The 24,504-nt window shown below is 42.3% G+C and carries 19 protein-coding genes and 1 tRNA gene; 10 read left to right on the top strand and 10 right to left on the bottom strand.

Features of this window, described 5'->3' with window-relative positions; genetic code table 11:
* Both ACXAFK_RS00800 and ACXAFK_RS00795 read left to right on the top strand, forming a co-directional pair.
* Positions 1 to 657: a metal-dependent transcriptional regulator gene (locus tag ACXAFK_RS00800; protein WP_224835789.1), complete on the top strand. Its 657-nt coding sequence runs from the start codon at positions 1 to 3 to the stop codon at positions 655 to 657.
* The gene (locus ACXAFK_RS00795) at positions 657 to 1,478 is read left to right on the top strand and encodes a ZIP family metal transporter (protein WP_224835788.1); all 822 of its coding nucleotides are present in this window, start codon (positions 657 to 659) and stop codon (positions 1,476 to 1,478) included. Before ACXAFK_RS00800 ends, ACXAFK_RS00795 begins: the two co-directional genes overlap by 1 nt.
* A 3-nt stretch (positions 1,479 to 1,481) precedes the next feature.
* Here ACXAFK_RS00795 and ACXAFK_RS00790 read toward each other — a convergent pair whose 3' ends face one another.
* The 6 genes from ACXAFK_RS00790 to ACXAFK_RS00765 all read right to left on the bottom strand — a co-directional run bounded on the left by ACXAFK_RS00790 (position 1,482) and on the right by ACXAFK_RS00765 (position 12,009).
* Positions 1,482 to 2,609, bottom strand: coding sequence for an efflux RND transporter periplasmic adaptor subunit (locus ACXAFK_RS00790; protein ID WP_474956477.1), 1,128 nt, complete (start codon positions 2,607 to 2,609; stop codon positions 1,482 to 1,484).
* A gap of 2 nt (positions 2,610 to 2,611) precedes the next feature.
* Positions 2,612 to 6,949, bottom strand: coding sequence for a CusA/CzcA family heavy metal efflux RND transporter (locus tag ACXAFK_RS00785; protein ID WP_474956476.1), 4,338 nt, complete (start codon positions 6,947 to 6,949; stop codon positions 2,612 to 2,614).
* 79 nt (positions 6,950 to 7,028) lie between these two features.
* Positions 7,029 to 7,427: a hypothetical protein gene (locus tag ACXAFK_RS00780; protein WP_474956475.1), complete on the bottom strand. Its 399-nt coding sequence runs from the start codon at positions 7,425 to 7,427 to the stop codon at positions 7,029 to 7,031.
* 92 nt (positions 7,428 to 7,519) lie between these two features.
* Positions 7,520 to 10,630, bottom strand: coding sequence for a WD40/YVTN/BNR-like repeat-containing protein (locus ACXAFK_RS00775; protein ID WP_474956474.1), 3,111 nt, complete (start codon positions 10,628 to 10,630; stop codon positions 7,520 to 7,522).
* Positions 10,631 to 10,770: 140 nt separating this feature from the next.
* The gene (locus ACXAFK_RS00770) at positions 10,771 to 11,247 is read right to left on the bottom strand and encodes a hypothetical protein (RefSeq protein ID WP_474956473.1); all 477 of its coding nucleotides are present in this window, start codon (positions 11,245 to 11,247) and stop codon (positions 10,771 to 10,773) included.
* Positions 11,248 to 11,253: 6 nt separating this feature from the next.
* Positions 11,254 to 12,009 (bottom strand): SDR family NAD(P)-dependent oxidoreductase, encoded by a 756-nt coding sequence (locus ACXAFK_RS00765; protein WP_474956472.1) that lies wholly within the window; start codon positions 12,007 to 12,009, stop codon positions 11,254 to 11,256.
* 94 nt (positions 12,010 to 12,103) lie between these two features.
* Here ACXAFK_RS00765 and ACXAFK_RS00760 point away from each other — a divergent pair, with 94 nt between their 5' ends.
* The 4 genes from ACXAFK_RS00760 to ACXAFK_RS00745 are packed head-to-tail and all read left to right on the top strand — an operon-like array spanning position 12,104 to position 15,396.
* Entirely contained in the window at positions 12,104 to 14,143 is a 2,040-nt protein-coding gene (locus tag ACXAFK_RS00760) for a S9 family peptidase (protein ID WP_474956471.1), read from the top strand.
* Positions 14,136 to 14,579, top strand: a complete 444-nt coding sequence (locus tag ACXAFK_RS00755) for a hypothetical protein (RefSeq protein WP_474956470.1) — start codon at positions 14,136 to 14,138, stop codon at positions 14,577 to 14,579. Before ACXAFK_RS00760 ends, ACXAFK_RS00755 begins: the two co-directional genes overlap by 8 nt.
* Positions 14,580 to 14,581: 2 nt before the next feature.
* The gene (locus tag ACXAFK_RS00750; RefSeq protein ID WP_252081143.1) at positions 14,582 to 14,986 is read left to right on the top strand and encodes a DUF2141 domain-containing protein; all 405 of its coding nucleotides are present in this window, start codon (positions 14,582 to 14,584) and stop codon (positions 14,984 to 14,986) included.
* A 17-nt stretch (positions 14,987 to 15,003) separates the two neighbouring features.
* A complete protein-coding gene (locus tag ACXAFK_RS00745) occupies positions 15,004 to 15,396 on the top strand; it encodes a DUF423 domain-containing protein (RefSeq protein ID WP_474956469.1) in 393 nt (130 codons plus the stop codon).
* A 147-nt stretch (positions 15,397 to 15,543) separates the two neighbouring features.
* Here ACXAFK_RS00745 and feoB read toward each other — a convergent pair whose 3' ends face one another.
* The 3 genes from feoB to ACXAFK_RS00730 all read right to left on the bottom strand — a co-directional run bounded on the left by feoB (position 15,544) and on the right by ACXAFK_RS00730 (position 18,762).
* Positions 15,544 to 17,760: a ferrous iron transport protein B gene (feoB, locus tag ACXAFK_RS00740; RefSeq protein WP_474956468.1), complete on the bottom strand. Its 2,217-nt coding sequence runs from the start codon at positions 17,758 to 17,760 to the stop codon at positions 15,544 to 15,546.
* Positions 17,757 to 17,999, bottom strand: a complete 243-nt coding sequence (locus ACXAFK_RS00735; RefSeq protein WP_224835771.1) for a FeoA family protein — start codon at positions 17,997 to 17,999, stop codon at positions 17,757 to 17,759. The genes feoB and ACXAFK_RS00735 overlap by 4 nt, the downstream gene beginning before the upstream one ends.
* Positions 18,000 to 18,087: 88 nt before the next feature.
* Positions 18,088 to 18,762: an SCO family protein gene (locus tag ACXAFK_RS00730; RefSeq protein ID WP_474956467.1), complete on the bottom strand. Its 675-nt coding sequence runs from the start codon at positions 18,760 to 18,762 to the stop codon at positions 18,088 to 18,090.
* 151 nt (positions 18,763 to 18,913) lie between these two features.
* Here ACXAFK_RS00730 and rseP point away from each other — a divergent pair, with 151 nt between their 5' ends.
* The 4 genes from rseP (at position 18,914) to ACXAFK_RS00710 (ending at position 22,416) form a co-directional block, all read left to right on the top strand.
* Positions 18,914 to 20,263, top strand: coding sequence for an RIP metalloprotease RseP (gene rseP / locus ACXAFK_RS00725; RefSeq protein WP_224835770.1), 1,350 nt, complete (start codon positions 18,914 to 18,916; stop codon positions 20,261 to 20,263).
* 70 nt (positions 20,264 to 20,333) lie between these two features.
* Positions 20,334 to 20,407: transfer RNA gene (locus ACXAFK_RS00720), tRNA-Asn, on the top strand.
* 313 nt (positions 20,408 to 20,720) lie between these two features.
* Positions 20,721 to 21,719, top strand: coding sequence for a sensor histidine kinase (locus tag ACXAFK_RS00715; protein WP_474956466.1), 999 nt, complete (start codon positions 20,721 to 20,723; stop codon positions 21,717 to 21,719).
* A gap of 4 nt (positions 21,720 to 21,723) precedes the next feature.
* Positions 21,724 to 22,416 carry a LytR/AlgR family response regulator transcription factor gene (locus ACXAFK_RS00710; protein WP_474956465.1) on the top strand — a complete coding sequence of 231 codons (693 nt, stop codon included), beginning with the start codon at positions 21,724 to 21,726 and terminating at the stop codon, positions 22,414 to 22,416.
* Between the two features lie 52 nt (positions 22,417 to 22,468).
* Here ACXAFK_RS00710 and ACXAFK_RS00705 read toward each other — a convergent pair whose 3' ends face one another.
* Positions 22,469 to 24,118 (bottom strand): solute:sodium symporter family transporter, encoded by a 1,650-nt coding sequence (locus ACXAFK_RS00705; RefSeq protein WP_369885388.1) that lies wholly within the window; start codon positions 24,116 to 24,118, stop codon positions 22,469 to 22,471.
* Positions 24,119 to 24,504 lie beyond the last annotated feature (386 nt).

Raw genomic sequence — 24,504 nt, 5'->3', positions numbered from 1 at the left:
ATGACCCGATCGGAAGAGAATTATATAAAGACCATTTACCATTTGGGAGGGGGAGGATCAAAATCCATCAGCACCAATGCCATTGCCGAACAGATGGATACAAAACCCTCTTCGGTTACCGATATGGCAAAGAAATTGGCGGAAAAAGGTTTGGTGGATTATGTGAAGTATCAAGGAGTGTCCCTCTCCGATTTTGGCGTAAAAACGGCCTTGTCCATTATTCGAAAACATCGGTTATGGGAGGTTTTTTTAGTGGAGAAATTGGATTTTACATGGGACGAGGTACACGAAGTGGCCGAACAATTGGAGCATATTAAAAGCGAAAAGCTCATCGATAAAATAGATGAGCTCTTGGATTTTCCAAAGTATGACCCGCACGGAGACCCAATACCTACCAAAAATGGCGAATTTCAGGAAAGAGACAAGCAATTGTTGAGTGAGTTGCCTGTAGGGGGCCAAGGAGTTTGTGTAGGGGTGAAGGATTCATCCGTACCGTTTCTCAAGTTTTTGGACAAGAACAAAATAGCTTTGGGAAATACAATTCAAGTAGTGGACAAAGAAGATTTTGATAATTCCCTACGTATTCTAATGGATGGGAACGAAATGCGTATATCGCACCAAATAGCATCAAATTTATTTGTAAAAAAGAATAGTTAATGGAAGTTGTAATCGAATACTTTAAAAGCATTGACCCAATTTTGGCGGCCCTTTACGCCACATTGTTCACTTGGGGACTAACAGCTGCCGGAGCGGGTCTTGTTTTTTTGTTTAAAAGCCCAAACAGGGCTTTGATGGATGGAATGTTGGGTTTTACCGGTGGCGTAATGGTCGCAGCCAGTTTTTGGAGCCTTTTGGCACCGGGAATCGAAATGAGCCCTGGCGATGGTTTTATTAAAGTGATTCCCGCAGCTGTAGGCTTTTTAATGGGTGCGCTCTTTATTTTTGGATTGGACAAGGTATTGCCGCATATCCATATTAATTTTAAAATGGATGAAGCCGAAGGTGTGAAGACCCCTTGGCACCGCACCACGCTGTTGGTTTTGGCCATTACATTGCACAATATTCCCGAAGGATTGGCGGTCGGGGTTTTGTTCGGTGGTGTAGCTTCTGGTTTTGAGGGTGCTACCATTGGCGGGGCCGTCGCATTGGCACTGGGTATTGGATTGCAAAATTTCCCGGAAGGATTCGCCGTAGCCGTACCCATGCGCAGGCATGGACTTAGCCGAAGAAAAAGTTGGATGTACGGTCAGGCTTCTGCCATAGTGGAACCCATTGCTGGTGTATTGGGGGCATGGGCGGTATTGACCTTTGAGCCTATTTTGCCATATGCCCTTGCTTTTGCCGCTGGAGCAATGATCTTTGTGGTCGTGGAAGAAGTTATTCCCGAAACACAGCAGGACAAATACACCGATATTGCCACCATGGGCTTTATCGGTGGATTTATAATTATGATGACCTTGGATGTTGGGTTGAGCTGATCGTTACCCACCGATCAAATCAAAAACACCTTTGGTCAAAAACCGATCGGTTTCCGTTAGTCCGGAAGAGTTCAGTTCGGTGTAGCCATCGAATGTGTTGCCTTTTTCTATCGGGAGACGTTCAAAAACATAGTTCCCATCTTTTTGTTCGATTAAACGGAGTACATAAAAGGTGCCTTCCGACTCGATTACGGCTTCTTCGGGCAGCGATGTATTTTGTGTGGTATCTGTCAAAATCATGGCCTCTACGAACATCCCAGGTAGAAAGTTGGCATCTTCCTCGTGTTCTAAATGACCGTGCACTTGGATGGTCCGTGTATCATTATCTATGGATTTCCCGACCAGATATACCTTGGCATCGAATACATTTTCCGAAGCTTCTGGAATTCGGAAACGTATTTTTTGGTCCTTTTTTACTCTTAAAATGTCCTTTTCAAAAACGGTAAGTTCCAAGTGGATATGATCATTGTCCATAATCTCCAAGATTTCCGTAGCAGGGGAGACATAGCTTCCTTTGGCCACGTTCATTTGGGTAACACTGCCCGAAATTGGGGCGTAAATAGGAGTTACGGAGGTGATGTTGCCCTGTTCCACCTTACTGGGCGAAATGTTCAGCATTTGTAATTGCTCTTTTAGCCCTTGGTAACGGGCCTTCGCCGTTTCGTAATTGCTCTTGGCCAGAAGATAATTTTTTTGTGAAGCGATTTTCTCTTCAAAAAGGGTCTGGTTCCTTTCAAATTCTGATCTTAAAAAATCCAATTGATTAAAAACCTCCAGATACTCCTGTTGCATCTTCACAAATTCCTGATTTTCCAAGGTGACCACCAATTGCCCTTTTTTTACTTGGTCTCCGATCAGTAAAGAGGTGGTTTTTACAAAACCGCCCATAAATGCAGTGATACTGGCACGATTCTCCGGGGGAACATCTATTGTTCCGGAAGTCTCCACAATTTTTGGGAACGCTCTTTTTTCCAGTTTTCCCAATGTAAAACCATTGGATTGGAACTGCGCCTGTGTTACCACAATTCCGGATGTCCCCTCTTGTGTTTCGGATTCTGTTTCAGGTTTGTTATTGTTACCGCATCCCATCAAAAGGAGGAAAAGTACGGCGAGTGAAAATATATGTTTCATGGTTATAGTGTTATGGTCAAATAATTAATGGCTATTACAGTTTTATTGTACTCGTTGAGGACATCCAAATAGTTGAGTTGGATGTCGTATGCGTTTTCCAAGCTTTGGATGTATTGGAAAAAATCGATTTCCCCATTCTGAAAATTTCCAATGGCCGCTTTCAGAATTTGGTCGGAGAGCAGCCTGCCCTCTTCTTCGTAGTAGGAGAGTTCCTTGGTCTGCTGTTCCAATTGGGTCAATAAGGTTTTGTAACGTTGGTTCACGACAACGGTAATTTCCGTATTTTCCATCTCCGTTATTTTGGTGCGAATTTTAGAAGACTTTACCCTGCTGCTGTGTCCAAAAAAGAAAATAGGAATACGAACCCCAAATTGGATGCCGTAGAGCGATGTTCCCAGATTGTTGTTGGTGCCCTGAAAATATTCAAGGCTTAGATCAGGAAGCAACCTATTTTCCTCCAAGCTTTTTTCTGCATGGCTCATGGCCTGGCGGTTGTCCAAAAATGAAGCCTCGGTGGGCATCATTCCTTGTTGGTTGAGCACTTTGAGCTTTTCCGGTTTTTCGGTTAAGATCGATAGCGTATCCCCGGACTGCACCAAGCTCATAATTTGGACATGAGTGGTTAAAATTTCCTGTTTTAACTTGGCGTATGCATTGGCAATCTGTCGTTGTTTTGCTGTGGCAGTGACCTTTTCGAGATAATTGGTCTCGCCTAGTTCAAATCGTCGGTTGGCCGCATGGGCAAATTTTTTGTAGATACTGTCCAAAGTACCATACATTTTAGCTTTTTGCTGCAAGGTTTGATATTCGTAATACGTAGTACTCAGCGACTGGAAGAGCTGTTTTTTCTTGATTTCGAAAGAAGACTTTTGAAACTCATGGTTGGTTCTCTGCAATCTATTTTTTGCACCGTACACCGTGGGGAACTCGAACTGTTGCTGTGCCCCAAAAACCCGTAAAGGATTCCCGTTTATGGCAAGGTTGTTTTCGTCGTATTGATAATAAATATCCATTTTGTCGAATTCAAATGCAGTGCCCTTGAGTGCCTCCGCCTGCTCAACCATTAAAGCGCCCGCTTGGATTCCTTTGTTGTTTTCTAAGGAGAGAACCATTAAGTCTTCCAGATTTAACTTGGTTTGCGAAAAACCACTAAAGGAAGAAACAAGTAGGAGAATTGTTAATGCTTTTTTATTAGTGCTAAGGTTGTTTTTCATCACACCTAGTTTAGCGTTGTTCACGTAGGCATATAAAACGGGCAGCACTACCAAGGTAAGTAGTGTGGCCGATACCAATCCACCGATAACAACAGTGGCCAGGGGCCTTTGTACCTCGGCACCTGCATTGGTGGAAACTGCCATGGGCAAAAAGCCCAACGCTGCGGCAGATGCCGTAAGTAGAACGGCGCGGAGCCTATCCCTGGTGCCCTGTTTGATCAGCTCTTCCATGGTGTTGAATTTTTTGGATTTCAATTCTTTAAAATGTTCAATCAGTACAATTCCGTTCAGGACGGCAATCCCAAAAAGAGCAATAAACCCAACACCGGCAGAAATGCTAAAGGGCATGTCCCTAAGCCACAACAATAGTACGCCTCCAACGGCAGCAAGTGGAATGGCCGAGAAAATAAGCAAAGCCTCCTTTACCGATCCAAAAGCAAAATAGAGCATAATAAAAATGAGCAACAATGCAATGGGGACCGCAACCATTAAACGGTCTTTGGCATTTTGCAGGTTTTCGAACTGACCACCATAGGTGATGGTGTACCCAGGAGGTAGGGTGATATATTCATCCACTAACAATTGTATATCGTCCACAACGGATTGTAGGTCACGGTTCCGAACATTTATTCCTACAACGATCCTACGTTTGGTATCGTCCCTTGATATTTTGGCCGCTCCTTTTTGATAAGTGATTTCTGCCAGTTCGTTCAATGGAATTTTTCCGCCCTTGGGAATATCCACATATAGATTTTTTAGGTTGGAAATATCTTGTCGGTCAGCGGCATCCAAACGAACCGCCAGGTCGAATTGTCGTTCCCCTTCGAAAACACTGCCCACAATTTTACCTGCAAAGCCCATGGAAATCATTTCGTTGAGATCGGCAATGTTGAGCCCATGCCTTGCAATTTTGGCGCGATCAAAGGCAACGTTCATCTGTGGCAAGCCCTCTACTTTTTCCACTACAATATCCGATGCGCCTTCTACCTCTTTGATGAGGTCCTTTATCTCATTGGCCTTTCGGTTCAAGGTTTCAAGATTTTGCCCGAAAATTTTAATTGCAATGTCGGCACGTACCCCTGTGATCAGTTCATTGAAACGCATTTCAATAGGTTGGGTAAATTCAACCTCCATGCCGGGAACCACGGACAATGCCTCCTTGAATTTATCTGCCAGTTCGTCTTTGGATGTAGCCGACACCCACTCTTTTTTAGGCTTTAATGTGATAATTACATCACTTTCTTCCATGGACATGGGGTCCGTTGGCACTTCTGCGGCACCAATGCGGCTTACCACCTGCTTTACTTCTGGAAACCGATCTAATAATATTTGTTCAATTTTGGTGGTGGTTTCCACGGTTTTGGCCAAGGAGGTACCTGTTTTTAAAACAGGCTGAATTACAAAATCCCCCTCATCCAAGGTCGGTACAAATTCGCCGCCCATTGAGGAGAACAGTAAAATGGCCCCTATCAATAATGCGGCAGCAACGCCCAATACCAATTTTTTGCTTTTCATGGCCCAATCGATCAAAGGATCGTATATTTTATTAATGAACCGCATAAGTCGCTCGGAAATATTCTTGGGGCTTGCTTTTGAAGGTTTTAAAAACAAGGCGGATGCTACGGGGACATAGGTGAAACAGAGCAAAATGGCTCCCAAAAGGGCAAAGCTAAAAGTCATAGCCATGGGTTTGAACATTTTGCCTTCCACACCACTTAACGAAAGTATGGGGATAAAAACCAAAAGAATGATAAGTTGGCCAAATACAGCTGAGTTCATCATTTTAGAAGCCCCTTCCACTGTAATTTTATCTTTCATGGTCTGACTTTGATCTTTGTCCAATGAGGAAATTTCAGTTTGCTTTTGGGTAATCTGGAATGCAATAAACTCTACGATGATCACTGCGCCGTCTATTATGATTCCAAAATCGATGGCTCCCAGGCTCAATAAGTTGGCATCAACGCCAAAAAGGTTCATTAAGGTAAGAGCGAACAGTAAACAGAGTGGGATTACAGAGGCTACTACCAGACCGGAACGCCAATTGCCCAACAATAAAACCACGACGAAAATCACGATCAAACAGCCTAAAACTAAATTTTCGGTAACGGTGAAGGTTGTTCTTCCAATTAGTTCGCTGCGATCTACTACTGGATTAATGTAAACCCCTTCTGGCAAAGATTTGGAAATGGCCGCTACTCTTTCTTTTACGGCCTCGATAACGCGTTTCGAGTCTGCATCCTTGAGCATCATAATTTGACCAAGCACTTTTTCCCCCTCCCCATTTCCGGTAATCGCGCCAAATCGGGGTGCACTGCCAAATCCTACTTTGGCAATATCCTTAATGTAAATTGGGATACTGTTTCGAGTGGTTACCACTATATTTTCAATATCCGAAAGCGTATTTACCAGTCCTTCTCCGCGAACAAAATAGGCTTGGTTCACTTTTTCGATATAGCCACCGCCAGTAACGCTATTGTTCCTTTCCAAAGCGGCGAACACTTCTTTGGCACCAATATTATAAGCGTTGAGTTTTTGTGTTTGTATGGCCACTTCGTATTGTTTAAGGTGGCCTCCCCAAGTATTTACTTCCACTACACCCGGAATACCGGACAGTTGCCTTTTAACGATCCAATCCTGTATGGTTCTTAATTCGGTGGATGAGTATAGGTCCTTGAACTCGGGCTCCACATCCAAAATGTACTGGTAGATTTCTCCCAATCCCGTAGTGATCGGCCCCATTTCCGGGTTTCCGAAACCTTCGGGAATTCGATTTGATGCCGATTTTATTTTTTCAGCAATAAGCTGTCTGGGCAAAAAGGTTCCCATGTCGTCATCAAAAACGATGGTCACTACGGATAATCCGAATTTGGATACTGATCGGATTTCTTTTACACCAGGTAAATTGGCCATTTCCAGTTCCACCGGATAGGTTACAAACTGTTCCATATCCTGGGTGGACAAACTTCTGGAAGTTGTAATTACCTGAACTTGGTTATTAGTTACATCGGGAACCGCTCCAATAGGAATTTGTGATAGCGAATATAGACCTACTAGGGCCATGGTCGCCGTAAATAGAAGAACAATAAACTTGTTCCGAATACTAAAGTAAATGATTTTTGAAAACATGATTCATAGAAAAAAAAGCATTATTAAAATGGAATAAGGCTGGATAAAAAAGTGTTCAGCTATGCTGAAATACTATGAACTATGTGTGCCTTGGTGGCTGGAACGGTCCGTCTTCCCATACTAGGAAGTAGGATATTTGATAATGGAAATTGCCTTTTGTAACCAAAGGGATTTCCGAATCGGATGTTATGTAATTATCGGAGTCAACAACAAAAACGTGTTGGATCGAGCAATGGGACTGATGTTGAAAAGGCAGTTTTTCATGATCCTTTTGTTCTTCTTTGTGCTTTTCGTTGTGAGATGCCTTTAGTTCTCCGTAGTGTTTGGAAACAAAGACCATAAAACTGTCACCATATTCCTTGTTGTGGAATTGGTAGTGCTCTACCAAATCTCCAAGTTCAACCAAATCCTTTAGATGAATATTGGCTCCTTGGAGCAAGATAAGCAGGGAAACCCCTATGGAAATTAGTTTGTTCATCCGTACTACGTAAAATTACAAAGAATACGTAGTAGGATGAACATAACTTCTTAATTTAGAATAAGTCTCATTTTTAAAAACCATAAAGGACCCTACTTGTTCTCAATGGTTGATAGTTGGTTGTCTTTTAAAAATTGATTGATCTTTGGAAGCTCTTTTTGTAATAGACTGTTCAGCTTGGCCATATGCCCGTCCAATTCTTCAGAAAGTTCATTATACACCACGTAAGCGGCATCGGTAGGTTTGGCATCCCCATTTTCGATACTTCTTTGCAAGGCGTTGAACCGGTTGTTCAGTTTAATCGGGAAATTCAGAGGATCTTGCCCCGATTGGTTTTTGGTTTGGTACAGGTCTTCTTCGATTTTGGTCAAGGAAGCCATAAAATCTTCAGACAGTTTTTTAAATTTTTTACTGGGCACTCCTTTGCCCAAACTGTCCATTTGTTTGCGAATGCTTCTTATTTTGATAACTGCTTCGTTGGCAATGGTGGCTTTTGCAGTGATTTTGGATGCCAATTCAAATTGCTTTTCAAGGTCATCAGCTGTAACACCTTTTAAATTTGGGTCTATTTCAATTTTAAACGGATAGCTTTTGATAACTTCCTCACCTACTTTCATTTGCACGGTATAGTTGCCGAGAGGTGCCTTGGGGCCCACTTCTGCCGAAGCTCCCCAGATAATTATTCCATCAAAAGTGGTTGGTCCGGGATATCGCAAGTTCCAAGTAAAAGTATTAATACCTTTGGCCGTAGTAGGTTTGGTACTGCTAAAACGGCTCCACCAGGATGATCTCCCACTCTTTTCGTATTTAGGTTGGTTTCCGCCAAAGGTGTCGATTAGTTTGTTATCGGCATCAAAAATGGAGAAAGTCACCGTATCCACTTGTTCTTCCAAGTAATATTGAAAGTTGGCATTATAGATACCGCGTATGGCATTGGTGGGTTTGAACAATACATTTTTTTGATTCTTTAGATCTTCGGAATACTCTCGCAGGGGTTGAATGTCGTCCAAAATCCAGAAACCTCTTCCATGGGAGCCTAAAACAACATCGTTGTCCTTGATTACCAGATCGCGGATGGGGGTGTCCGGCAAGTTTAACTGGAGCGATTGCCATTCTGAGCCATCGTTTATGGAAAAATAAACGCCGTGTTCGGTAGCCAAGAACAAAAGTCCTTCTTTTTGATGGTCTTCTCGAATGGCCCTGGCAAAATGTCCGTCTTTAATGCCTGAAATTATTTTGGTCCAAGTTTTTCCATAATCATGTGTTTTAAAAACGTAAGGGGCACGGTCATCCACTTGGTAACGGTTGGCTGCTACATATAAAGTGCCCGGATTATGGATGGATTCCTCGATAATGCTCACTCTTGAGAATTTGGGCAATTCGGTAGGGGTTATATCTTCCCAGTTTTTGCCGCCGTCTCTCGTAATATGTATTTTACCATCATCGGAACCCGCCCAAATGGTATTTATGTCGTGATTGGATGGGGCCAACGCAAAAACTGTGGCATAAATCTCAGGGCCGTTCATGTCCATAGTGATCACACCGCCGGTTTTGCCCAAAGTTTCAGGGTCCGCATAAGTAAGATCTGGACTTATCTTTTCCCAGGTCTGTCCATCGTTGGTGGTTTTCCAAACGTGTTGAGAGCAGGTGTACATTACATTGGGGTCTTTGGGAGCGAACATAATAGGGAAGGTCCATTGCCAACGTTCGGGAAGTGCACTGGCAGGTTCTCCGGAGAAAAATCTTGGATAGACCTGAATATCTCTTATTTGACCATTGCTTCGATCATAGCGGGTCAAAAGAGCACCTTGGCTACCTGCATAAAAAACATCGGGATTTGTTGGGCTTTGTGTAATCCAACCACTTTCTCCGCCACCTACGGCATAATACCAATCTGGACTTGGGCCTCTGGCCTGCATAAAATCCCAACCATCGCTGGGTATGGCCAAGGTAGAGTTGTCCTGTTGTGCACCAACAACATGGTAGGGAACATCGCTTGTTGCCATAACGTGATAAAACTGCGAGGTAGGATAATCTTGGGCCGTCCATGTTTTTCCGCCGTTTATGCTCACAACACCACCGCCATCGTTAGCATTGATCATTCGGTTGGGATTATTGGGGTCTATCCATAGATCGTGATTGTCTCCATGGGGTGTGGTTATACGATCATCAAAGGTTACTCCTCCGTCGGTGGATTTAAAGAATCCAACATTCAATCCATATACAATATCCTTGTCCTTTGGATCGGCGACCAATCTGGAATAGTAAAAGGCGCGTTGCCTAAGTTTACGTTCGTTATTGGTCAATTTCCATGTTTTTCCTGCATCATCGGAACGGAAAACACCACCTTCATTGGCTTCTACAATGGCCCAAACCCTGTTGGAATCCACAGGAGAAACCGTAACGCCAATTTTGCCTATAGGCCCGGTCGGCATACCCGGATTTTTGGTAAGGTCCGTCCAAGTTTCGCCACCATCAATGGATTTCCATAATTTACAATCGGGACCACCGCCCCACATTTTCCATGCTTTTCGGTATACTTGCCATGTGCTTGCATACAATACATTGGGGGTATTGGGGTCAATAATTAAATCGGCGGCACCTGCCTTATCGCTTACATAAAGAACTTTTTTCCATGTTTTTCCGCCGTTAACAGATTTAAAAACACCACGTTCCTCATTATTTCCATAGGGGTGTCCAAGTGCTGCCACATAAACAATGTCCTCGTTGGTCGGGTCAACTCGTACCCTGGCAATGGCTTGGGTTTCTTCCAGTCCTAAATGTGTCCATGTTTTACCGCCGTCGGTAGTTTTGTAAACGCCATCCCCTTGAGTAATGCTTCCTCTTAGTTGGGTTTCGCCCATTCCTATATATACCACGTCCGGATTGGTTTCGGCCACGGCCACGGCTCCTACCGATGAACTGGTGACATAACCATCGGTAACACATTTCCACGTGTTTCCGCCATCGATGGTTTTCCAAAGTCCGCCTCCAGTGGCTCCAAAATAATATTCGTTGGGCCTGGCCGAGCTTCCAGAGGTGCCCAAGGAGCGTCCACCTCGGTCGGGACCTATATTTCTCCATTTAAAACCGCTATAAAAGCTAGTGTCAACGGCAGTGGGAGCTGGATTTTGTGAATAGGTGAAAATTGTTGAAAGAAAAAGACAGAGTAGCACCCAACTCTGTATTGGATTTTTTGGCATTCTCATGTTGTAGAGGTTGGTTTTGATTAGTTAGAATTAGGAACAATTTAATCAATAACAATGAGAAAATAAATCCAAAACAAGCGAATTTTCGAAATAAACAACTCTGGTGTAGCGCGTTATGATGCTTTTCGCCTTATTTAGACTTGCAACTCTTTTAGAATTGTCCCGAAATCGTATTGTAGGTCTTCATGGAGCCCTGGGATTTTTTTGTTTACGTATTCGAGTTGACGGTTATATAAATTTTTTAAAGTGGTGTTCCGTTGGATGGAGGGACGAAAAGACTTCAGTTTTTCACAGAAGTATAGCAAAAGTTCAACCTCGGTAACTTTGTCTCCGGAATATCGAATGTACTTTTTGATGGTCCGTAGGATCTTGCGAACACTTTTCTTAATGTAGAAATAACTATTGGTGTTGATTTCGGTAAACATTTGGTCCACCTCTTCTTTTACCGTTTCAATGTACCCTTCTTCACTATCCGATTCAAATAGTAGGTACGTCAGTAATTCCTTGTTCTCTTTTTTGAACCTGGCCAGACGCAAGCAAAGCTGTGTTATGTCCTCTTGTGATTTAAATTGGAGTTCTTTTTTTAGTTGGGCAATGGTAGCAGCTTTCATAATAAACTATCTTAGATATGATGCTCCGTTTACATCGATTATGGTTCCAGAGGAATAAGCCGCCTCGGCCGATGCCAAGAACAAGATCGCATGGGCTACTTCCTCCGGTTGCGCCATTCGTTTAAAGGGTGATTCTCGGAGCAAGTTTTCGCGTTCGGCAGCCGTTAAGGTTTCTTTGGCCATTTCGGTTTCGGTAAATCCTGGAGCTACAACCCCAACATAAATGTTGTGCGGCGCCAATTTTTTGGCCAAGGATTGGCTCATTGAATTCAATGCAGCTTTGCTGGCACCATAGGCCGGTTTTGTAGGCTCGCCACGAAAAGCACCTCTAGAGGATACGCTAACAATATGTCCGCCGCCTGACTTTATCATGGCCTTGGCTCCCCAGTAGCACAAGTTGGCCACGGCAAAAAGATTGGTCTCGAAGGTTTTTTCCCAGGCATGCGACCAGTGTTCAAAATCTACTTGGTCAATCTCGTGGAAGATGGAAATTCCGGCATTGTTGACCAATATGTCAAGTTGACCGTATTCATCTACAAAATCTTGTATCAGATTTTCGGTTTCGGATTTTCGTGAAATATCCCTCTTAAATAGTGAATGGCCGTCTCCTGCCAATTCTTGAAGTGTTTGTTGGGCGACAGCATCATTATTCCTATAATTGATGCCTACTTTGGCTCCTTTTTTGGCAAATGCCATAGCTGTGGCTTTTCCGATGCCTCGGGAGGACCCTGTGATCAATACGTGCTTACCTTTAAAATCCATATCGCTATATTGCTTTTTCAAAGATAACAGGAAAGTACGGTCTTGAATGCTAAACGGAATTACATTACTTTTAGAAAATCACAAAACCAGTACCATGCATAAATCACTTTTCTTGCTTTTTTTAGCGCTGTCATTTCAATTTTCATCCGCACAAAAAAAAGAATTTTCCTATCTCGATATTTTTGATCTTCAATATGCGAGCGACCCTCAAATATCTCCGAATGGTGAATGGGTGGTATACCGAAGAATGGGTTTTGATATTATGAAAGATGGCTCTCGCGGCAATCTTTGGTTGATCCGTTCGGATGGGAGTCAGAACCAAAAACTTACGGCATCGGAAAGTAATGAGAGCAGTCCTAGATGGTCGCCCAGTGGAGATCGGATCGCATTTACCAGCAGTACTGGAGAAGGTTCTGAAATATATATGTACTGGGTAGGTGCGGGCAAAGTAGCCAAGTTGACCCAATTGCCTTTTGGTCCAAGTTCGTTGACCTGGTCCCCGGATGGAAAACAATTGGCTTTTTCCATGAACGTTCCGCAAGCACCCCCGGTAATTGCTAAAATACCATCCAAGCCAAAAGGCGCAAAATGGCAAAAAGCTCCGAGAATTACCGATCGCTTGTACCACGAAGCGGATGGGCGAGGATATATCGCCCCTGGGTTCAACCATATTTTTACAATTCCTGCCAATGGCGGGGCGGCACGCCAAATAACTTCTGGTGATTGGCACCATAGAGGTACTTTGTCCTGGGCCAAAGATGGCTCCAAAATCTACTTTTCCGCCAATAGGGTAGAGGATTGGGAGTATCGATTCCGTAACAGCGAGATATATTCTGTTGATGTGGAAACAGGCAATATTGTTGCCCTTACCGATCGTAACGGACCGGATTCCAACCCGCAGGTTTCTCCCGATGGAAAACTTATCGCTTATGTGGGTTATGAGGATAAGGTGCAGGCCCATCAAACATACAAATTACATGTAATGAATATTGATGGGAGTGCACAACGTGTTATTTCGGAGGACTTGGACCGATCCGCGTCGAACATCCAATGGAACGAAAAAGGAGATGGAATATATGTATCCTATGATGACAAAGGAAATGGTAAAGTGGGATTGATATCCCTCAAAGGAAAAATTACAAAATTAGCCGACAATCTGGGCGGCACAAGTTTGGGAAGGCCATATTCCGGTGGTTCGTACAGTGTTTCCAACAAGGGCACCATAGTTTTTACACAGACCACACCAAATTACCCGGCAGATTTGGCCATTCTGGGACCAAAAGCAAAAAACGCTGAAAGAATAACCAACCTGAACAAAGCACTGCTCAGCTATAGAAATTTGGGCAAGGTGGAGGAGGTTTGGTACAAATCGTCCGTGGATGGGCGGGATATTCAAGGGTGGATTGTTTACCCACCCAATTACGACGCCAATAAAAAGTATCCTTTTATGGTGGAAAACCATGGAGGTCCCATTGCCAATTATGGTGATAGATTTTCCATTGAAATGCAATTGTATGCCGCTGCCGGATATGTGGTTTTCTATCCAAACCCGAGAGGTAGCACAAGTTATGGAGAGGAGTTTGCCAATTTGCTCTACAACAATTACCCCGGCGAGGATTATAATGATGTAATGGACGGAGTGGACCATTGCATTGAAAAAGGTGTGGCCCACGAAGATCAGTTGTTTGTGACCGGAGGTAGTGCGGGAGGAATAATGTCAGCTTGGATGATCGGCAAAAACAATCGTTTTGAGGCAGCCGTGGTGGCCAAACCGGTTATGAACTGGATCAGTAAAACTTTGACGGCCGACAATTATTTTTATTATGCCGAAAATAGATATCCAGGGCAACCTTGGGAAAATTTTGAAGGGTATTGGAAATTTTCACCTATTTCGCTCGTTGGTAATGTACAGACACCCACTATGGTGATGGTCGGGATGAACGATTTACGAACACCTCCGAGCGAGGCCAAGCAGTTGTACCATGCCCTTAAACTAAGAAAAATAGAGACTGTTTTGGTGGAGATTCCCGGAGCCAGCCATGGTATTGCCAACAAACCGAGCAATTTAATGACCAAAGTGGCCCATACCATTGCATGGTTTGATAAGTACAGAACAGAAATTAAAAATGAATAAGAAAAGAAGACATTGGCTTTGGAACCTGCTTATTGTTTTTACAGTGATTATCTGTTCAATCGCTTTTGTGGCCCATTACAAGAACTGGCACAAGGTCGAAGATGGAAACCTAAAGGTATTGTCAGGAATTTACTATCAAAAAATTGCCCTGTCCGAAATGGATAGTGTTTTGTTGGTAGATAAACTGCCCGAAATGGAACGTTCCAGCGGATTTTCTTGGAAAGAAAAGGAAAAAGGGGTTTTTACGGATACCTTAACCAGTTCCAAAGCCTATGTTTTTGTGGATGACCTCTATCAACAAAAAATAAAAGTGGTACATCACGATACTTTGAAATTATACATGAACTTGAGGGATAGCCTAAAAACCCAAGAATTATTTGCACTTTTGCGCACTGAACTAATCAATCAAAAGGAAACTGCGAAAGGACTTCAATGAGTATGAAAAGGTTTTTGTTTTTATTCTTATTGCCTGTTGTGGGCTTTTCCCAAAACACCTTGTCCGTTCAGGTGAACAATGTAAAATCCCATAAGGGAAAGGTCAATGTTGCGGTTTACGATTCCGACGAAGGTTTTTTGTCTTTTGATCAAGTACTAAAAACGAAAAGTGTGGTGGCCGACCAAGGTAGTGTTGTGCTTCATATTTCCGATCTGCCTTCTGGAGAGTATGCTTTGGCCGTTTTCCACGATGAGAACGATAACGGGAAGTTGGACACCAATTGGCTGGGCATCCCAAAAGAGAAAGTAGCCTTTTCCAATGCCAAGATGAAGACTTTTGGACCTCCAAAATATAAGGAGTGCGCTTTTAGAATGGATTCCGATCACCAAATCCACATTGATTTATAAGTAAATTTGAAACCACTATGGAAACAATTTTTATGGCTCAATTGATGGGTGCGCTATACGGGCTTTTAGCGGTAGTTTTTGGCGCCTTTGGAGCCCATGCGTTAAAAAAGAAATTGACCCCTGAACTGTTACATAGTTTTGAAACAGGGGTCAAATATCAGATGTACCATGCCATTATATTGTTGATCCTAGGCTTTAATCTAAATTTTGATAAGCCAATGGACTCTTGGATTATTAACTGCTTTATTTTTGGAACACTGTTGTTCTCGTTCAGCATTTATGCACTCTGCTTGGGAGCTGCAAAAGGCAATAAACCGCGTTTTTTGGGGCCTGTGACTCCAATTGGAGGTTTATTGTTGGTCGTGGGTTGGGCTTTGTTGCTCTACTCTTTTGTTTCCAATTTGGTTTAACCGCAACCACAGTTGTCACTTCCGCAGGAATTGGAATTGCTTTTTCTTTTACTAAAAAGGGATTTTGGCAGGAAGAATTTCCAAATAAGATAGCCTGCTGCTATTGCCAAGGTTCCGTATGCCAATATTTGTTGAATCATTCTACAGTTATATTAGGATTTGGTAGGCTATTAAAGCTACAATGTAGGCAAAAATGCTCATAAAGCCCAGCTGGATCATAGGCCACTTCCAAGAATTTGTTTCTCTTTTTACAATGGCGAGTGTGCTCATACATTGCATGGCAAAGGCATAAAATAACATCAACGAAATTCCCGATGCCAAGTTGAACAATGGTTTTCCGGAATCATCCAGTTCGGCGGCCATTCTGTTTTTAATGGTTTCCTCCTCATCGCTACCAACACTATATATTGTGGCCAATGTTCCAACGAATACTTCGCGGGCAGCAAACGATGTCAGTACCGCAATTCCAATTTTCCAATCGTAGCCCAGAGGTTTTACAATGGGCTCAAAGGCCTTGCCGATTTGACCAATGTACGAATGTTCCAATTTATGACTGGCGATTTCTTGAGCTATGGCCCTTTCGGAAAGTTCCGATGTTAACACCTGTACCGAATCCTGGATGGTCTTTGGCGCCATTCCTTCGTCCAAAGCCTTTTCGCGATAAGAAGCAATGTTGTTCTGGATATAATTTTTGCTGTAGGTGCTCAATCCTTCATTTTGGATTCTTTCGGTAACAATGTTTTCGGCGTTTTTAAAATCATCCGAATAGCCATTGGAGCCCAAAAACCATAAGACAATGGAAATGGCCAGAATGATTTTACCGGCACCCAGAACAAAGCTTTTGGTTTTTTCGATTACGGTGTAGCCCACATTTTTTATTAAAGGCAAGCGATATGTAGGCATTTCTATCATAAAAATAGATCTGCTTTTTATTTTAAGGATCTTGTTCAATACCATTGCAGATAAAAGCGCCATGCCAAATCCGATCAGGTACAACAACATCAAGGTCAATGCTTGATAACTAAGTCCTATAAAACTGCCTTCAGGAATTACCAAGGCAATTAGAATTAAGTACACGGGCAACCTAGCGGAGCAGGTGGTGAAAGGTGTGACCAAAATGGTGATAAGTCTTTCCTTCCAATTTTCTATGGTACGAGTGGCCATAATCGCCGGAATTGCACATGCATTTCCCGAAATTAATGGCACCACACTTTTTCCGCTCAGTCCAAAAGGTCTCATTAACCTGTCCATTAAAAAGACTACACGGCTCATGTATCCGGATTCTTCCAGAATGGAAATAAAAAGGAACAAGAACGCGATCTGGGGTATAAAAATTACGATTCCCCCGATTCCGGCCACTACTCCCTCTGCCAATAAATCCGTAAACAATCCGGCCGGCAAGGTGTTTTTGATCCATTCAGCTGCCGAGGCAAAGCTCTCATCTATAAAGTCCATCGGATACGAGCTCCATTCGAAAATAGCCTGGAAAATCAACAGTAGAATGGCGAAAAAGATAAGGTATCCGAATATTTTGTGGGTAAGGATCTTATCCAAGGTCGCACGAAGACCTTTTGCCGCCAAAAAATCGACTTTATAGGTCTTCTTTAAAATAGTGTTGATTAGCTGATATCGAAGAACGGTTTCCTTATGTTGTAGTTTTTTGAGCTCATCCTTTGATTTTGTGGAGAAATCCGTGGCATCTTGAATCCGTTTTTTTTCAATCGGCATAAAATTTACATCCTGGGTGATTACCAGCCAGAGCTTGTACAGATCTTCCTGCGGGAAGGCTTTTTGTAGTCGATCAAAATATTCTGGAGAAATCCGATTGGGATCGAGGAGGGGTTTGGACGAGATGTTTTTGTAATCGGCAATGAGTTCTTTTACTCGGTCGATGCCCGTATTTTTACGGGTGCTTACCAGCGCAATCTTGGTATCAAGTTTTTTCTCCATGGCCTCAATGTCCAACGAGATGCCCTTGCGGTCCATCCTGTCGGCCATGTTGATCACCAAAATGGTAGGGATCTTAAGGTCCTTGATTTGTGTAAAAAGGAGCAGGTTCCTCTTGAGGTTTTCCACATCACTGATCACCACGGCAACGTCTGGATAATCCTTATCGTTTTTGTTGAGCAGGAGTTCTACCACCAAGCTTTCGTCCAACGAAGTTGTATTGAGACTGTATGTGCCCGGTAAATCCAGAATGTGCGCCTTGACCCCTCTTGGAAGTTTGCAGACACCTTCTTTTTTTTCTACGGTGATTCCTGGATAGTTCCCTACTTTTTGCTTGAGTCCTGTAAGTTGATTAAAAACCGAGGTTTTCCCTGTGTTCGGGTTGCCGATCAAGGCTACATTAATGTTTTTGCTCATTTGGCCTGCGTTTCTTCAATAATATCCAGCTCGATGAGTTCTGCCAAAGACCTTCGTATTGCGAGATGACTTCCACTGAGGTTGATGTATATGGGGTCGTTCAAGGGAGCTATTTGCAACAGTTCCACACTGTTGCCGGGCAAGCAGCCCAATTCCATTAATTTAACAGGGAGCGAATGTTCGGTAAAATCCTTGATTATACCTTTTTGTCCATATTGTAAATCTGCAACGGTAGCCACTGTATTTATTTAGAATAAATTTAATTAAGAGCAAAAATAAGTAAAAAAGAGGAACTGGAAGTGCCGATCATGGATAATCGTTTGTCAATTATTCGGTATAACTGGCCTCAAGTATTTTAAGATCTTCCAAAAGGCGATCAATATCGTCTCGGTTGGTTCCATCGTAAAAGCCGCGGATTCGTTTTTCTTTGTCCACAAGGATAAAATTTTCGGTATGAATCATATCAAAAGGACCGCCGTCTCCGTCGTTTTTTACCGCGAGATACGACTTTCTGGCCAACTCATAGATCTGTTTTTTATTCCCTGTCACCAAATTCCATTTGTGGTCCAAGACCCCTTTTTCCATGGCATACCTTTTTAATTGCGCTACGGTATCGATTTGAGGTGTAACGGAGTGGGAGAGTAGCATAACGTTTGGTTTGTCCTTGATCACTTCTTGGATCTCGGCCATATTCTTGGTCATTATCGGGCAAATCGTAGGGCAAGTGGTAAAGAAAAAATCGGCTACATAGATCTTGTCCTTGTAATTGTTCTGTGTTATGGTGTCACCATTTTGGTTCACCAAGGAAAAATCCCCGATTTTGTGATACTTTTTGGTATAGTGCAATGTGCTGTCCACAAGCGATTTGTCTACCATTGATGGTTGGTAGACCGGCAACATTTTTTTTGGTTGCAGCGCATTGTAAAATAGATATATGATTACACCGGAAAGAGCCAACATTACGATGCCAAAGAACTTGTATTTTGCAAAGAAAGATCCCATAGGTGCAAAATTACGGCCCAATTGGTTATTCTTCAAGGAGAAAGACGGCTTTTGTTGCTAAATCTTTCTTAAATGGCAAGGGGATTAATTTAGATGTTTTTTTATAAATACCTAAAAGGTTACTTTTGTTCGTTTTAAGAAAATAATACGGATGACCCCTATACTAATAAAGACCATACAATTCTTTTTGAGTTTGTCGCTTCTGATCGTGCTTCACGAGTTGGGACACTTTATCCCTGCGAAACTTTTTAAGACCAGAGTGGAGAAGTTTTATCTGTTTTTTGATGTCAAATTTTCATTGTTCAAAAAGAAAATAGGAGAAACTGTTTACGGAATCGGTTGGTTGCCCTTGGGCGGATATGTAAAGATATCCGGTATGATCGATGAGAGCATGGACAAAGAGCAGATGAAGCAAGAACCAAAGCCATGGGAGTTTCGTAGCAAGCCGGCATGGCAACGTTTGATCATTATGCTGGGCGGTGTTACCGTAAATTTTGTTTTGGCGGTGGTGATTTTTATAGGGTTGGTATTTACTTATGGGGAAGAATATATTGCCAACGATAGCCTTAAAGATGGAATTTGGGTAACAGAGAAAAGTTTGGGCGATGAATTGGGAGTTAGAACTGGGGATAAAATTTTATCTGTGGATGGGAAAAAGATAGAAGCTTTACAGCAGATTCTTCCTGAAATGATTTATGGTGAAAAATATACCATTGAGAGGGATGGCCAGATTATAGAAAAAACAATTCCAGTTGATTTTATAGAAACCTTGTCCGAAGATAAGGAAAAGGTTCGTTTTATTTCTTACCGCTTGCCATTTGTGATTAACGAAGTCCCTAAAAAATCACCAAATGCCGATAGTGGTCTACAAAAAGGCGATGCTGTTGTTGAAATGGCGGGTATACCTGTGGAGTACAAAGACCAAGTTACTCCTATTTTGGAAGCAAATAAGGGCAAAGAAGTACCGATTAAAGTCATGAGAGAGGGGTCGCTTCAAGACCTTACGGTATCCATATCTGATGATGCTGCACTTGGTGTAGTTTTGGGAATGACACCCGAAGAGTTTAAAGAAGCGGGCTATTTGGAATTAAAAACTTTGAAGTATTCTTTTTGGGAATCCATTCCCGCTGGCTGGAACAAAGGCGTAAAAACGCTAACGGATTACATTAAGGGGATGAAAAAAATATTCAATCCCGATACTGGTGCATATAAAGAGGTGGGCGGTTTTGCCGCTATTGGAGGAATGTTCCCCGATACATGGAACTGGCCTGCATTTTGGGCCACTACGGCATTTATATCCATTATTTTGGCCTTTATGAACATTTTGCCCATTCCGGCATTGGATGGAGGTCACGTAGCCTTTTTGTTGTACGAAATGGTAACTGGGCGTAAACCGAGCGATAAGTTTTTGGAGTATGCCCAGATGATTGGTTTCTTTATATTGATCGCATTATTGTTGTTTGCCAATGGTAATGATTTATATAAATGGCTTTTTAAATAGAAAAGCAATTTTTTTGTTTGTGGTGTAAAAAAGAATCTATTATATTTGCACCCGCTTAAGGTAAAAATATTCCTCCTTAGCTCAGTTGGTTAGAGCATCTGACTGTTAATCAGAGGGTCCTTGGTTCGAGCCCAAGAGGGGGAGCAGATAAAGCAAAAGCCACCGAAAAACGGTGGCTTTTTTGTTGGGTAAAGTTTGTTGTTGAGTGTCATATAAGTGGCAATATTGATACATGCCATTTTTCTCCAATTTCATCAAAATATTTGAAATCCCAACAAGTTGATTGCCAAATCTGGCTTCACGATAAATCCCTTATTTCTTAATATGCATTTAACCAATTACTTAAGTGCGTTTTGTGGTCAAACTGTCGTTTACAGGGTAAATATGGTTGTTTATAAAGCAACTTTTCTTATACAATGCTTTTATCAATAGTTTTGTTCTAGCTAAAAAGAGCATTTTGATTTCTAGAAAAGAACTTCTTTTTCAAATAATACTGCACGTTTTGGTGCTATTGTTTTTCTCCTTTAGCCGAAACACTGGGGGAATTGTCTGGTATCGGGCCGTATTCCTGTTGTTTTATAGTATTTCGACCGTGTCCATAACGTATTACCTAATGCCACGGTTTCTGTATAAAAAAAAGTATTGGCAGTTCTTCTTTGGGGTGACCTTGGTAGTGGTATCCGTAATTTTGATAGAAGAATTGGTGTTGGAGCCTATAATGTTTCCCGATACCGAACGTGGAAGAAGCTTTCCTGGAATATATATATCATTGTTCAGTGTACTGCCCGTAATCTGTATTCTGTCCGGATTTAAATTCGGATGGGATGCCTTGCAGAAACAAGCGCAGATAGATGAATTGAAAAACGCTATAGAAGAAAGTGAACTTCAATTTCTCAGAAACCAGATAAACCCGCACTTTTTGTTCAACAATTTGAACAATTTATACTCCTATGCCCTGCAAGAATCGCCCAAAACCCCTGAGATTATTTTGGAGATGAGCGGTGTTCTGCGTTATATGCTGTACGAGTCCAAAGAGCAGATGGTCCCGCTCAATAAAGAGCTGGAGCAACTGGGGAACTTTATCAAGTTGTACAAATTACAGATAGAGGACAGGGGCGAGGTTCTTTTTGATGTGGATAAAATAGAGGGCGAGTACAGGATCGCGCCATTAATTTTGATCGTGTTTATCGAAAACGCCTTTAAACATAGCCAGTCGGGTCAATCTTCGGATATCAAGATCAATATTTCCGTTAAGGTAAATAATACCACCTTGGAATTCGTATGCAGCAATAACTACGTCTCTGGCTTTAGTTTGGATAGTGTGGCCAAGGGTATCGGGTTAAAAAATGTGAGGAAAAGATTAGAGCTGCTTTATCCTAAAAAACATATTTTGCAGATAGAGGAAACAGAGAACGATTACAAGGTATATCTAAAATTGGAACTGGAAAAAGTCTAAAAAGATGAGGTGTATTATAGTTGAGGATCAACCACCGGCGCAGCGAATCTTAAAAAAATATATACAAGATGTTCCCAACTTGGAACTTGTTGATATGTTTTCGGACGGTCTGAGCGCCATGGAATTCCTGAACCGGGAGTCGGTGGATATTATGTTCTTGGACATACACTTGCCAAAAATCAATGGTCTGGACTTTTTAAAGAGTATTCCGGACCCTCCTCAAGTTATTTTGACCACTGCTTTCTCCGAATACGCCTTGGAAGGCTATGATCTAAATGTAGTGGACTATTTGTTGAAGCCATTTTCGTTTCAGCGCTTTTTACAGGCCGTGAACAAGGCAAATGCCAAGTTGGATGTTCAAAGATCCGGCAGGGACAATGAACCACTGACCGAGATTTACGTAAAATCCAGCCACGAGCATATTAAAGTGCTGGTGGATGATATTTACACGATTACCTCGGATTCCGATTATACCGAAATCCACTTGGAGGACAAAAAAATCTTGTCCAACGAACCACTTAGACATTGGGTAAGTGTTTTGGGAGGCGATCAATTCTATCAAATCCACAAATCACATATCATAAACACCAAAAAAATCGATAGGATTTCAGGAAATCTGGTGATCCTGACCAATGGGGCCAAAGTACCCTTGGGCAGGGCATATAAGGATACTTTTTTAAAGAGCATATTAAAGTAAAAGCCCGGAATTTGTTTCCGGGCTTTTACTTTAAATCTTTATAAATTTTACTCTATTTCGCAAAGTACACATAAATGGCAATAACGATAAAGCAGATAAATGCACTGGCCGGTTTTACATACTTCCAGGGCTCAATGGAAACCTGTTTGGTGTACTCCAATTCGAAGGGTTCTTTTCTTGGATAAAACTTCCCGATGATCAACATAATTACAATATTGGAAACAAACAATATCGCCATTACGTGAAGATAGTGTGGATAGGCACCAGCTTCTACCAGATTTAGTTCCACAGGGTCGGTAATGCCATTTGCCTTGGCTTCGGCAAGTGCGTTGGCCACCATTCTGGGCCCCACAATAAACTGACTGATGATATAAAGAATGGATCCTGAAAGGATGCCTATTTTGGCTGCAATGGCAGGTACCCTTTTGGTGAGATATCCCACAACGATTATAGTGAAAATAGGGATGCTGTAAATACCGTTGATCTCTTGTAAATAGTTGAACAAGCTACCAGCGTTGGCAATCATTGGGGCAATGAACATGGCTGCTAGTGCCAAGCATACGCCGAACACCTTACCGTATTTTACCACGGTTATTTCCGAGGCATTTTTGTTGATGTGCTGTTTATAAATGTCTATCCCGAACAAGGTCACCGAACTATTGAGCACACTATTGAAAGAACTTAAAATAGCACCAAAAAGTACAGCGGCAAAGAAGCCCATTAATGGTTTAGGGAGCACGGCGCGTACCAGTTCGGGATATGCCAAGTCGCTACTGGCAAGTCCTCCCTCGAAATAATAGTAGGCGATCATCCCGGGCAACACCAAGATTATTGGCCCTAAAATCTTTAAAAATGCGGCCAATAATAGGCCTTTTTGGCCTTCCGCAAGGTTTTTTGCGCCCAATCCCCTTTGGATGATTTGTTGATTGGTGCCCCAATAGAAAAGCTGAACCAGCATCATTCCTGTAAAAATGGTGGAAAAGGGCACCTCTTGTCCAGGATTCCCAGTGGAATCAAAGCGCTCTGGGTTGGCATCCATTAATGTTTGCAAGCCGCCAAGAACACTTCCGTCCCCAATGGCCATCAATCCAAAAACGGGAATCAAAATACCACCTACAATTAGTCCAACCGCATTGATGCTGTCCGAAACGGCAACAGCTTTCAATCCTCCAAAAACCGCATAAATGGAACCAATGATACCGATACCCCAAATACAAACGACCAAAGCGGTGGAATCCGATACCCCTAGTAAGGTCGGAACATCGAACATACCACTTATGGCAACCGAACCAGAATATAAAATTACCGGCAACAGCACAACAACATAGCCCGTTAAGAAAAGTCCCGATGTAATCGTTTTTGTGGTAACATCGAACCGTTTGGCCAAAAACTGAGGGACCGTTGTAAGTCCTCCCTTTAAATAGCGCGGGAGCAAAAACAATGCGGTGACCACTATGGCAAGCGCTGCCAGGGTTTCCCAGGCCATGACCGATAATCCGTCCTTATATGCACTGCCGTTTAGGCCAACAATTTGTTCTGTAGAGAGGTTGGTGAGCAATAGTGACCCAGCTATTACGCCAGCGGTTAGGCTTCTTCCGCCCAAAAAATAACCGTCCGATGAGGTCTCGTCCGTTTTTCTAACGGACCACCAGGATATTATACCTACCATTAGAGTAAATCCCAAAAAGGAAATAAGTGCCATACTTTAAAGTTTGATGTTCCGGCCCGGGCCAAAACGGTTTGTTTAGTTGGTTGCAATTAATCGGGGAATACACGGAATCTGTTAGGGAAACCGGCACAGTCCAATATTAAAAGCGAATATAAAATTCTAATAAATGCTAATATAACTGGATTTTTCGGAAAAGTATATAGAATCTATAAACGCAACATTTTCATTCTAATTTGAAGGAATTTCAAAAGTTTATGGATGGCTGGCCTTCAAAAAGATAATCCACAGCTAACAATTATTTAAACTGTTTTGTGGCTTTTTTATGATAATAAATTGAGTAATTAGCAACTTAATTTTATTATTAGTAAACTTTGATTGATAATAGTTCTGTTGTTAAGCGACCGAGTTTGGTATTCGTG

Source organism: Flagellimonas sp. ABD4_174, assembly GCF_056160185.1.
The sequence above is the reverse complement of the archived record's forward strand: the minus strand, read 5'-3'. Positions and strand labels throughout refer to the sequence as shown.